Source organism: Bdellovibrio sp. ArHS, assembly GCF_000786105.1.
Lineage (GTDB): Bacteria > Bdellovibrionota > Bdellovibrionia > Bdellovibrionales > Bdellovibrionaceae > Bdellovibrio.
Map to the genome: position 1 here is coordinate 95,776 of NZ_JTEV01000013.1, position 12,052 is coordinate 107,827.

A 12,052-nucleotide genomic window follows, 5' to 3' on the forward strand; every position below is an offset into this window, starting at 1 on the left:
TCTTGCTTGAAATCAGCCCTAAAGAGGGCTACTGTCAGCTTTTTAGGAGGAAGCTATGGCTCAAATTACAGAGCAAAATCCAATCGGTCTTGATGGCGTGGATTTCATCGAATATTCAGGTCCCGACGCACACTATTTCGAAACTATTTTTAAGCGTTACGCCTTTAAAGAGGTGGGACAGGTTCATGGCAAAAACATCCGCTTATTCCGCCAGGGCGACATCAACTATATCTTGAATTGTGAACCTCAAACCTTTGCGACAGACTTTGCAAAAATGCACGGTCCCTCTATTTGTGCGACAGGATTCCGTGTCAAGGACGCTGAACATGCGTTTAAGACGGCTGTGGCTCGTGGAGGTCGTCCTTATGAAGGTAATGATCACCAAAAAGGCGCGACACCTTTTCCCGCTATTTACGGTATTGGTGACTCATTGATTTACTTCATTGACGAAAAAAATCATAACAAGCTTTACAACGAAATTTTCCAGGTTAAACCCGAAGATAAAGCTCCTCAAGGTGTTGGCTTTACCGTGATCGATCATTTCACCAACAATGTTCCCAAAGGTGAAATGGACAAGTGGTGTGATTTTTACACGAAGGTTTTGGCTTTCCGTGAAGCTCGCTACTTTGATATTCGTGGTGCAAAAACAGGTCTGCTTTCTAAGGTGATGCGTTCTCCATGTGGAAAGTTCTCGGTGCCTATTAATGAGCCCACAGAGACGAAGTCACAGATCCAGGAGTATTTGGATGAATACAAAGGCTCTGGCATTCAGCACGTTGCTTTGTTGACGACTGACATTATTGGTACGCTGGAAAACTTGAAAAACAGCGAAATCCAATTCTTAACTCCTCCTCCTCACTCATATTATGAGATGCTGCCGACACGTGTTCCGAATGTGACGGAAGATTTAAATCGTCTTGAGAAAAATGCTATTCTTGTGGATGGAGACGAGAAGGGTTATTTGCTGCAAATCTTCACGAAGAATACTTTCGGCCCGATTTTCTATGAAGTGATTGAGCGCAAAGGTCATGACGGTTTCGGAGATGGCAACTTCCAGGCTTTGTTTGATGCGATTGAGCGCGATCAGCGTGAACGTGGATATTTAACGTAGTCAGGATCTATGGAACTAATGAAGCCCCTTTCTATTCCTTCTCAGGGAACCAAGCTTTCGTCTGAACAAGCCATGAGGCTTGCCATCAGTGAGGCCTACAAAGGGGCCACTCGTGTGAGTCCGAATCCTTTGGTGGGGGCCGTGGTTCTAGATGCTCAAGGTGGATTTATTTCCTGTGGGCACCACGAATTTTACGGCGGCCCTCATGCGGAAGTGAACGCACTTAAAAATCTTTCTCCAGAAAATCTTAAAGATGCTCATGTCTTTGTCACTCTTGAGCCCTGCGCCCACGAAGGGAAAACGCCTTCATGCGCAAAGATGATGGCCCGACTTCCGCTAAAAAAAGTGACCTTTGGATTGATCGATCCGAATCCTTTGGTGGCGGGGCAAGGCGCTGCCATCCTGGAAGCCGCCGGCATTGAGGCGGAGGTTTTTCACTCGGCCAATCCCACAGAAGAGCAGGAAATCAAAACATTGCTTGAAGAAGTGTGCGAGGCTTTTCTGTGGAACTTTAGACAGAAAAAAATATTTGTCGCTTTGAAGATGGCTTCCAGCCTGGATGGTCAAGTGGCTTTGAAATCCGGAGAAAGTCAGTGGATCACCGGCCCGCAGTCGCGTGAATATGTTCATTATCTGCGCGCTTGTTATGATGCGATTCTTGTTGGTAAGGGAACCATTGATTTTGACAATCCTTCTTTGAACATTCGCCATCCGAAAATCTCGAAGGATAACAAGATTGTTGTCGTCGATGGCGAAGGTGAACTTCTTTATCGTTATGACGATTTAAAACTTTCTGCAGTTCACTCCTCGGAAAACGTTTTCTGGTGTGTGGCTGAAGAAGCGCGGGAACGCGTGGAAAAAACTCTGCAGAATTTAAAGGCGAGTCCTCGAATTGTTTATGTAAAAACAAATGTCGGGGGCGATCTCAATTTGGAAGCCTTGTTAGCTCAGCTTTACACCCAAGGCTTAAGATCCGTGATGGTCGAAGGGGGCGCTTTAACGGCGAGTTCTTTCATCAGCGCGGGACTGGTGAACCGCCTTTATATGTTTCAAGCTCCCATCATTATGGGTTCTGGGGGAGCCCGATCGTGGACCGAGACAGTGCGCATTTCTGAAATGAAAAATAAAATTCACATTAAAAACCCTCGTTACCTGACTTTTGGAAACGACTTTATGATTACAGGGACTTTGTCATGACAACAGATTCGATGACCCAAAATTATCGCTGGGTCCGCGCTAGCGATGGAGCTTTGGCGGGCGTATGTAAAGGTTTGGGCACAGCCTTAGGTATTGAAACTTGGATTGTGCGCGTCATTTGGCTGATTGCAATATTGTGGTTTGGGACTGGAATCCTGCTTTATTTGATCCTGGCTACTTGTTTGCCCCGCGTCGACAAGCTAGACCATGCTCTAGATGGCAAGCTTCTTGGCGTCTGTGCTAGAATAGCTAAGAGATACCGTATCGAAGTCGGGTTGGTCAGAACAGGTTTTGTTTTCCTATCTTTGGTGACTTTCGGTGTGGCGATCTTGGGTTACGGGCTTTGTTACTTTCTTATTCCGAAGGCCTGAACCGGTAAGTCGCCTTTTAGGGCGCAGGAGTATTTAATTATATATGGGTGATGACAGTAGTAGGTCGATCGTAAAAGCCCTCAAAAACGAATGGTCTCTTTTCTGGGAAGCTTTCCAAGGGGATGAGACCCAATCTGAAGATTCTTTTAAAAATGGTAAATTGGAAGTCCTGACTCTGGAACAGATTCAGGAAATCACGAAGGCGTTGGTTGAAGATCGCAAAAAGTTGAATCAAAGAATGGAAACGGTTTCCAAAGAAATTGATTTAAACTCTGCGAAGCTTGAAAGCCTGCGTTTGGTGGGTGCCGAGGATACCGAGACAGTATCCCGAATTAATGAACTGACTGACTTGGGTCACAACATGACCACAGCCATGGTGAAGCTTGATCAGAAGCTGCGTGCGATTCGCGAACAAGAGGATCGCCTGCAAGATGACGTCATGACCTCATGACGTCTTAAGCCTTGCCATCCCGTTTTTGATATTCTTTCCATTCTCGTAACTTACGAAGACTCTGTTGCAGAACGGTTTCTAGAATCACAAGTTCTTTTTTTGTCGGGGTGTTTTGTAAAAGCATTCGACGAAGAACAGTGAACACGTTGATTTTGCGTTGGCGAGTTAAATCAAAGCCCATCTCTTCAAGCCAGGTGCGCAAAGTTTCTTCGGGATTAATGCCCTGAATGCCTTGCGGGGCTCGTCGGCTTTTTCCGCCATCCAATTTAGTGCGCTGTCCGCCCCATAGTTTTCTTAAAGAGAACATCCCCAGCAGTGTTGCTTGCGCTAGATTCAGGCTCCAGTTTTCCCCGAAGGTCGGCAGGCACGCACAAAAATTCGCATGTTCCAGATCTTCAGCAGAAAGTCCCCAATCCTCAGGTCCGAAGATCAAGTGAATAACAAAAGGATCGTCACTATGAACCTGGAAGGGTGGAGCGTGATCGGCAATATCCGTCAGGACTTCATCGATGTCCCTAACTTGACGTCCCTTGCCGTCGCGGGCCGTGAAACAGATTTTGATGCTTTCGGGTTCTTTGGCAAAGAATTCGTCCCACGACGCATAAGTGGTTCTGTTCTGCAATCCCGTCTGGCCTGTCGCGGCCGCTTGCTGAGCCTCGTAGGTGATGTCACAGGCGGGGGCCACCAACACGAGTTTATCGAAACCCATGTTGCTCATCGCGCGCGAGGTGGAACCGATATTGCGTTCGTATATTGTGCGCACCAGAACGATGCGCACTTCAAAGGGACGTTTCAAATTCATTAAAGAGCTCCTGCCAAAGCCAATCCGTCATTGATCAGACCTTGGGTTTTTTCATCCTTTTTCGCCAGCAAAGCCAAGTCTTCCTCGATTTGTTTTTTCAAGAATGAGTGAGAATCGCGAGCGTGAAGAAGCTCTAAAGCTTCCAGTGGTAAAAGCCAATCATCTGCAAAAATACTGCGATGAGATTGTAAAATTTTTGATAATTCCTCGGTCAGTTTTTCGCCTTGCACTTTTTCTTCGCGCAATTTTCTGATGGCGCCATAGTGACGATGGCGCAAAAGCTCCTGTTCAGAATAGCTGGGAACGGGAACACGTTTTGCGATGAAGTCGACGATTTCGCCGTAAGCTTCACGATCGGCAGGTCCGCCGAAGACAGAGGTCACGGAAGACCCGATGGCCATGTCATAAGTGCCCCATTCGGGAGCAAAAAGAACGCGGCCATTCAATTCTGCTTTGGCATTTTCCAGCGTCAGCGTGATGGTTTTACTGTTTTTAATAAGGCGATATTGAACGACACCAGTCACAACCACACCTGACGTGAACTCTAGGCGCGTGGTCTTGCCGGACTCAACCTGCAAGGCGGACCATTCTTCGTCGGTGAACGTGGACGGGCATTTCGTCGGATGTGCCTTTAAAAAGCCAACGGGAGTTCCAAAACCGTGCGCATGATACTTTTTATCGTGACCCGCCAGTTCTTGATCCATGTAACAAAGCTGGGTGGGGCCACTCAAACGTAAGTAAGCGACCTGTCCTTGGCTGTCAGTGATGGCTTCGACAATCTGTCCGGAAATCTGAATGCCTGAGTTCAATTCCGCGGTATTCACAGAATGAGCTTCAATCGCTTTGTTTAAGCCGGCAAGTCCCCCTAGACGGAAAGCCATTTGGTCGGCCATATCTTCAAGAACTTTGCTCAAAGTTTTAAAGTCGGGAGTCACAAAAAGCTGAGGTTGCGGCTCGGTGATGTCGTAAGTTTGTTTAATACAATCCACGGTCAAAGGGATTTTCTTTACCTTTTGACTTAAACACCACTTCGATTCGCCTACACTGGAAAGCAAGCCAGCTCCGAAAATCTTCGGATTTTCCAAAGAGCCAATAAGTCCATATTCGGCCGTCCACCAGTTCATGCGCGAAAGTTCAGAGGCCTCTGATACATGCGACATATTTTTGCTGACGATCTCGAGATGTTCTTCCGCCGCTTTGATTTGTTCCGGCGTCGATACAGGATTTTCTTTGATATCAGACAGATCACGAATCGCTTCGTAAAGATCCAGGTCCTCTTTGCTGATAATCGCCTTTTTGGCAACCTGCGCATATTGACGAAGGTATTCAGAAAATTCCGGGTGTATTAAAATCGGCGCGTGCCCGGCTGCTTCGTGAACGATGTCAGGCGCGGGGGTATAAAGCAAATGATCCAACGTGCGCATATCTGAAGCGATTGGCAACACGCCTAAAGACTGAAGCTCCATGAAGGCCGCCGGTGGAATAAAGCCGCTGACGGGCAGCGCTTTCCAGCCGAACTCTTTAAGTTTGGCGCTGACTTCTTCAATACGGGGAATTCTTTCGATATTAATGCCTGTTTTTTCCAAACCATCCACGTAACATTCGTGAGCATGTTTAGAAAGAAATGCCTTCAACTGACGAAGAATATATCTCCAGACAGCCTGATCGACAGGGGTGTATTTGTCGTAGTGTTGTTCAACGACATATTTTCTCAGATGCGGCGGTAGAAAGTCCGTCTCCATAATCAGTCCTTAAAGTGAAGGATCGTCTTTGGCGAGATAATTTTGAACGTAGTCGGCCACGGCCTTTTCCAAAGGCCATTTTGCAGGGCTCATTCCCGCTGCCAACCATTTGTCCGTTTTTGCCTCTGTGAAGTATTGGTATTGTCCCCGAATGTTTTCGGGCATTTCCAACCAGTTAATTTTCATTTCTTTTTTCATCGCTGTAAATACAGCGCCAGCCAAATCCAACCAGGTACGGGGTTTTCCGAAGCCCATGTTATAAACACCATTTTTAGGTTTCTTATCCATCAGCTCGGCCATCCAACCCGTTACGTCTTTCACGTAAACAAAATCGCGCATGAATTCGCCATCTTTGTATTTGGGATCTGCTGACTTGAACAAACCTAAATGACCGTTGGCTTTGATTTGGTTGTAAGCTTTGAAGGCGACGCTGGACATCGCCTCTTTGTGGTATTCATTGGGTCCGAACACATTGAAAAACTTCAGTCCGTACCAGTGCGGGGGCGTTTGAGTTTGTTTCACGGCCCAACGATCGAAAAGAACCTTGGATTCTCCGTACAAATTTAGCGGGCGAAGTTTTTCCGGATCTGTCATATCGTCAAAACCCAGTTCGCCGGCTCCGTAGGTGGCCGCACTGGAGGCGTAAATCAGAGATTTAGCATGCTGAGTGCACCATTCAAAAATACGTTGTGTGTAGTAGGTGTTGTTTTCCCAAAGAAACTCTTTGTTGGTTTCTGTCGTTGAAGAGCAAGCCCCCATGTGAATGATCCACGTGACTTTCTTCTTGGCTTCTTCCGTTTGCAGAAAGGGCCAAAGTTCGTCTTTCAAAAGGAACTTCGAGATCTGACGTTTTTTTAAAAGGTTGCGTTCCTCTAAGCCGACAGAGTCTACGGCGATGATATCCGTAAAGCCCTTTTGGTTGAGTTCCCACACCATTACACTGCCAATAAAGCCGTTTGCACCCGTTACAATAATCATAGTTTTTTCACCCTATTACAGAGTCCTTCTTTTCACAAGGACAGGGGGCTGTTTTGCGGCCTGTTAGGGACCTGTTCAACCTGGCAAAAAATACCAAAAAAGGGCCTCAGAATGGAACTAATTGGATCTGAGGCGGCACAGCCGTTGCTCAAGAGTGTCACTAGTCGGGAGGCGATGAGTGCTTAGTTCACCACGTTTTTTCATAGCATCATTGTTGGTATTGGCCGTGGGGGTCAGTATATCCTTGTCGCGTAAATCTTATCGCGACACTTCCAAGGTTAAGTCCGTTGAGGGCTACTGGGCTGAGACGGGGCTCGGCCCAGATGCCTTGGAAGACCTTTTACAAGATCAAACATGCAGCAGTTCTGAGCGTTACTATCTGGCTTGCGCTAATGCGGTTCTAACTATTGCGGGCCGCTTTAACTTGGGCCTTACGCAAGAAGGTCAATTGGTCCCGGTGGAAGAGCTTGTGTCCGTCGACATGAGTTCGGAAAAAAAGCAGTTAGAACCTTGGAAAGAGTTTTTTAGTAAAAACACAGCTCAGGCGGTGAAGGTTTCCTTCTTTAAGGCTTGGAAGCAACTCGAGAAAAAGCATATTTCGGAAAGCCAAAAGTCCTGGATGGTGGGTTTGGGGCTGAATGGATTTATTTCGGTGTTTCGTGATCCGCATACTTACCTGATGCCGGTTTCTCAGTTTCAAGAGGTGGTTGCCAAAGCAGACAATCGATCCACTTCTTTAGGCATCACATTAGGCCAATCGGCAACAGGTTATGTTGTTCGCAAAGTGACAGAGGGCAGCCCCGCAAAATTGGCCGGTGTTCAAAAAGGGGATTTGTTATTGTCTGTAAATGGCAAAAAAGTGCGCGGACTTATGCAAGTTCGGGTTTCTGAATTGCTGAAAGGTGAAGTCGGCGAAGTGACTTCCGTCGTCATCGACCGTGATGGTGAAAAGAAAAAGTTCCGTCTTCGCCGTACAGAAATTACCGTGGCGACGGTTTCTACTCGGGTCATCGATGGTATTAAGCCGATCGCAGTGGTGGGTATTAACAAGTTTGCCAAAGGCTCTTGCGACAAGGTTAAAGAATCTTTGGCAATCGTTAAAAAGTCACACGTGCGTGGTTTACTGTTAGATCTTCGTGACAACCCAGGCGGTCAGATGGAAGAGGCGGCTTGTATCGCCAGTCTTTTTGTCGGTGGCGATAAAAAGATTTTTGAAGTTCGTTATCTTGATCCAAGTAAAAAGCCGGAAGAGTATTATGGCGGCGAAGAAAAGATGTTCTCTTTACCGATGGCAATTCTTATTAACGGGTCTTCTGCGAGTGCCGCGGAAATCGTAGCCGGGGCTTTGCGTGATTTGAACCGCGCGCTCTTAGTCGGAGAAAAGACTTTTGGAAAAGGGTCCTTCCAAGAGGGCGAGTACTGGTCCCAGAATAAAAAGATCGCGTTGTTTGAAACCAAAGGTTTCTACTATCTGCCATCAGGTCGTTCGCCGCAGATGAAGGGTCTTCAACCTGATGTCGCCGTGGATTTCGAGAAGATTTCAGTCGCTCGCGAGTCCGACCAGTTTATGAATCCATTGTTCGCACCTGAAAAACAAGTTCGTTCCACTTTGGCTTACTCTGCCGGGGACTGCCTTGAAATGGAAGAGCAGGGTTTAAATGAAGATGTTCAATTGACGAAGGCACGCCAGGTTTTATTTTGTTCTCGTTCCGTGGCTAGAGCAGGTTTATGATTTCCACAAATTTATTCAAACATAAGTTTATTCCCGCCAAGAAGAAGTCAGAATTTTTGATGATTGTCCTGCATGGACGTGGGGATAGCATTCGCCCTTTCTATTCTTTTGACGACGAGTTGAATATTCCTGAGATGAATTATTTGTTGCTGAATGCGCCTCGACGCTTTCTAGATGGATATACGTGGTATGGAGAACCGCCATTTCAAAGTAACGGTGTGCTTAAAATCCGTGAGAAGCTTTTTGATCTCTTAAATGATCTTGAAAACCAAGGCTGGGATCCTAAAAAAATATTCCTTTTTGGTTTTTCGCAAGGATGTTTGATCAGTGCGGATGTCGGTTTAAATTATCCCAAAAAACTTGCGGGGGTTGTTGGCATCAGCGGGTATTTCAATTTCTATCCACGCTGGCGTACGAATTTATCGATGGAGGCCCGGCATACACCTTGGTTATTCACGCATGGGCATCAAGACGATATTCTGCCTTTGGAAGAAACCAAATACGGGGTGGATAAGCTGAAGGACGCCGGACTAAAAGTGTCCTGGGTTGAAATGGACAAAGATCACTCGTTAAAAGAAGAAGAATATCCGATTATTCGTCGGTGGGTGCGAGAGCAGCTGTCGGATCTTAAGAAATAGTTCTTTGCAAAGGCGGTTGAAATCCGCCTTTCTTATTTTTATCTAGCTCAAAAGAATCAAAAAATAGTGCGAACCTGAGTTTGTTCACGCACCTTCGGCGTGCTTTATCCTAGTGATTCTCAAAAAACTTTGGGATGAACGTCTTAAATTTTCTTTTTCCGTAACTAAAATTGCCGCTTTGTAACCTCGCTTATGTAGGATCTCACAAACACACAACGCCAATTTTTCACGGAGGAAGAATGACGAAAAAAACATTACTAAGTTCACTTGTGTTGACTGCCTATCTTGGATTAGCTGCCTGTGCAGGAAACAGTGACGACTTAAGTTCCACGGAGACTTTGCAGGACGATACAACACAAGAGCAAGTGTTTGACTCTACGGCTCAGTCGGAAAATCCGGAAGCGACCGGCATGGTTGAAGAAAATGCTGTTGCCAGCAGCACCAAATCTGCGATCTTGAAGGAGTACGACTATGTGGATCCCAGCCGAGCCATCAACACGGATGCTTTGGCTAAAGCGCTGATTTATTTCGATTCGAATAAATCAAAAATCAAAAATAAGAACTATGTGTCTGTGATCGATTTCGGTGCGAAGTCCACGAAAGCTCGTTTCCACATCATCGATATGAAAACGGGAAAAGTTTGGAGCATTCACGTGGCTCACGGCAAAGGCTCTGACTCGAACCACGACGGTTATGCAGAGAAGTTCAGCAACACGTCAGGCTCTAAAGCAAGTTCGTTGGGTTACTATCTGACCGGAAGCACTTACAATGGTTCGAATGGATTGTCTTTAAGAATGGATGGTCTTTCTTCGACGAATTCCAATGCGCGCGGTCGTGCGGTTGTAATCCATGGCGCCAACTATGTCAGCGAAAAATCTGTGATTCAGGGTCGTAGCTGGGGTTGCCCCGCGGTGGCAAGCTCACTTAAAACCAAAGTTATCAATATGTTAAAAGGCGGCTCTTTGATTTACGCCTACGCAAATTAATCGCTCTAGTTCTCATGGCCCCTCGAAGCCCACACGTGTCCTTCTGGAATCCCCGCGTGTGGGTTTCTTTTTTGCAGAGTCGACCTTCGTTAAGAAATTAGATGGACTCGGCGTTCTCTTCGACGAGGCTTAAGAGTTTTGCGTAAAGGTCCATTTTGACTGCCGGAGTGCTTTGGAGGTCTTTATAGAAGCGACCGGTATTCACCTCGGGCAATCCATTGTTTTCAAAGACCAAACGATCGACGATCTTTTGGATTTGATCCATGGATAGACCTTTTTTCTTTTCGGTGATGATCTCTTCCACCATTTCGATTAAGGCATTGCCTGTGATGCGTTTATCGGAGTTAAGTTTTTCCGCGCGCTCACAAATGCCTTTTATAATCGTGTCGGGCTTCTGTTTGCCTGCGGCCGCAATCACTAAAGAGCGATAGGCCATCTGGAATTTTTCAATGTGACGCTGTTGCTTTTCTCCCATACGGGCATCGCGGGCTTTGGCGAAACTTGAAAGAATGATTTTGAAGAAGTTGCCGTCGGTCATCCAGCGTTTTTCAAAAGGCACCGGGCTTTCCAACAGAAACTTTGGATATTCTTTTAAAATAGAGCGCATATTAAAAAGGGCGGGATGATTTACACCGTCGGCGACCTTTTCTGTGGAACCACTGATTTTTGCGCGTTCGAAGAACGAGAATTCTTTGTCAAATTTTTCGAACAGATTTTTGTGGGTGAATATATTATTTCTTTGGGTTTCATTAAAGCCCATGCGATATAAGATTCTTTCCGCACGTTTTTTGTCGAAAGTTTTATTGAACTTCAGAACCTCTGGATGCCGGGCGAACTGGCGCAGCGGTTTCTTTTTCTTGGTTTTCAGGTAGTCGACCATTTGTGCGAAAACTTGTACAATCAGACGAGCCTTCTGTTTTTGTTCGTTAAGATTGGTCGAGAATCTTTCCACATCATCATAGCGATATTTGTCGTGGCGAATCCCGAACTGACGAACACTTCCGTAATCGATAATCCCGGCATCAGCCAGGACATTGTCGCCATCCCAGTCTAACCAAGCAAAGATGTAGTCAATATCCATTTGCGCCGTAAATTCAGCGAAGGCCTTTGAGACACAGCTTAACAGCGCATCGTATCTTTGCAGGCCTCGAGACGGGATATCCCACGATTTATTGGCGACTTGACGATCGATCAGATAGTCAGTGGCGGCTTTTAAAGTGTCGTATTTTTCCTGTTTCAAATAAAGAAATAGATGTGCCGGACGAATTAAGTTCGGTGCGGCTCTGACACCGATGCCGTAACCTTTTCCCAAATCGATGACGCAAAGGACTCGTTCCGTGCGCAAACCCTGCAAATGCATGACTTCGGCAAGAATCGACGCTCCCAAAAGCTCGTCGATCTCGGCCAGGCCACACCCATAGCCGAACTCGGTGCCACCGGTTTTTAGCGGTTTAGCGGCCTCTACAGCTCCCGGAGCAAGACACGTGACACCGGTTCCGCGACTAGAGACATCCCAGGTGGTGCCGCGATGATAAACGGTGCCATTCCAAATGCCCCGGCCGTCGCCGGAAGTTTTGCCTTGTTTGTTGGCGTGTTGAAGTTGCAGATAGCGGGTGGCCATGTGGCGATGCGGGCGGATGGTTTCAGGATCGATGCGGCGTTGCGTGAGTTCGTCGTATTCGTTGATGATTTGAATTGAAAAAGTCTCAATCAATTTATTTTCTAAATCTTCAGTCATCTGCAGAGGATGATCCGCAGCAATCAGACCCATTTCTTTTGCCAATATAAAGTTGAAGTAGGCAACTTTGCCCGCGTGGAGTTCTCGTACGCGGTACGAGACATAACCTTCTGTCACGGCCTCCATCCAAGGATGGACACCATTCAGTTGGTCGAAAGATGAATAAAAGTTTGTCGATTCCTTCTGTTTTCGAGCGCCGCTTAATTTCATCGTCATGTTGCTTCCACACTCCCTGTAGAAAAATGAGACACTCTTCATATCGGCAGAACACGACTGCACTTTAATATTAAGCCTTAAAAACTTTCT

The 12,052-nt window shown here is 46.4% G+C and carries 11 protein-coding genes; 7 read left to right on the top strand and 4 right to left on the bottom strand.

Going from position 1 to position 12,052, the window contains the following annotated elements; translation table 11 throughout:
- Positions 1-55 precede the first annotated feature (55 nt).
- From hppD to OM95_RS07720, 4 genes are read left to right on the top strand one after another with little or no spacing between them, the layout of a single operon-like run.
- A complete protein-coding gene (gene hppD, locus OM95_RS07705) occupies positions 56-1,111 on the top strand; it encodes a 4-hydroxyphenylpyruvate dioxygenase (protein WP_041872185.1) in 1,056 nt (351 codons plus the stop codon).
- Positions 1,112-1,120: 9 nt separating this feature from the next.
- Positions 1,121-2,308, top strand: a complete 1,188-nt coding sequence (gene ribD, locus OM95_RS07710; RefSeq protein ID WP_041872188.1) for a bifunctional diaminohydroxyphosphoribosylaminopyrimidine deaminase/5-amino-6-(5-phosphoribosylamino)uracil reductase RibD — start codon at positions 1,121-1,123, stop codon at positions 2,306-2,308.
- Entirely contained in the window at positions 2,305-2,679 is a 375-nt protein-coding gene (locus tag OM95_RS17195; protein WP_291515841.1) for a PspC domain-containing protein, read from the top strand. The genes ribD and OM95_RS17195 overlap by 4 nt, the downstream gene beginning before the upstream one ends.
- 43 nt (positions 2,680-2,722) lie before the next feature.
- The gene (locus OM95_RS07720; RefSeq protein WP_041872190.1) at positions 2,723-3,130 is read left to right on the top strand and encodes a hypothetical protein; all 408 of its coding nucleotides are present in this window, start codon (positions 2,723-2,725) and stop codon (positions 3,128-3,130) included.
- 4 nt (positions 3,131-3,134) lie between these two features.
- Here the strand turns inward: OM95_RS07720 and OM95_RS07725 are convergent, their stop codons facing one another.
- The 3 genes from OM95_RS07725 to rfaD are packed head-to-tail and all read right to left on the bottom strand — an operon-like array spanning position 3,135 to position 6,652.
- A complete protein-coding gene (locus OM95_RS07725) occupies positions 3,135-3,932 on the bottom strand; it encodes an RNA methyltransferase (RefSeq protein ID WP_291515843.1) in 798 nt (265 codons plus the stop codon).
- Positions 3,932-5,674 (bottom strand): aromatic amino acid hydroxylase, encoded by a 1,743-nt coding sequence (locus OM95_RS07730; RefSeq protein WP_041872192.1) that lies wholly within the window; start codon positions 5,672-5,674, stop codon positions 3,932-3,934. The genes OM95_RS07725 and OM95_RS07730 overlap by 1 nt, the downstream gene beginning before the upstream one ends.
- A gap of 9 nt (positions 5,675-5,683) precedes the next feature.
- Positions 5,684-6,652: an ADP-glyceromanno-heptose 6-epimerase gene (gene rfaD / locus OM95_RS07735; protein WP_041872194.1), complete on the bottom strand. Its 969-nt coding sequence runs from the start codon at positions 6,650-6,652 to the stop codon at positions 5,684-5,686.
- 178 nt (positions 6,653-6,830) lie between these two features.
- On the opposite strand from rfaD, the gene OM95_RS07740 reads away from it, so the two are divergent.
- The 3 genes from OM95_RS07740 (at position 6,831) to OM95_RS07750 (ending at position 10,008) form a co-directional block, all read left to right on the top strand.
- The gene (locus OM95_RS07740; protein ID WP_291515845.1) at positions 6,831-8,384 is read left to right on the top strand and encodes a S41 family peptidase; all 1,554 of its coding nucleotides are present in this window, start codon (positions 6,831-6,833) and stop codon (positions 8,382-8,384) included.
- Complete coding sequence (locus OM95_RS07745; RefSeq protein WP_041872197.1) at positions 8,381-9,022, top strand: serine esterase; 642 nt, start codon at positions 8,381-8,383, stop codon at positions 9,020-9,022. The genes OM95_RS07740 and OM95_RS07745 overlap by 4 nt, the downstream gene beginning before the upstream one ends.
- Positions 9,023-9,261: 239 nt before the next feature.
- Complete coding sequence (locus OM95_RS07750) at positions 9,262-10,008, top strand: murein L,D-transpeptidase catalytic domain family protein (protein WP_041872198.1); 747 nt, start codon at positions 9,262-9,264, stop codon at positions 10,006-10,008.
- A 97-nt stretch (positions 10,009-10,105) separates the two neighbouring features.
- Here the strand turns inward: OM95_RS07750 and OM95_RS07755 are convergent, their stop codons facing one another.
- A complete protein-coding gene (locus OM95_RS07755) occupies positions 10,106-11,962 on the bottom strand; it encodes a hypothetical protein (protein WP_041872199.1) in 1,857 nt (618 codons plus the stop codon).
- Positions 11,963-12,052: the final 90 nt, after the last annotated feature.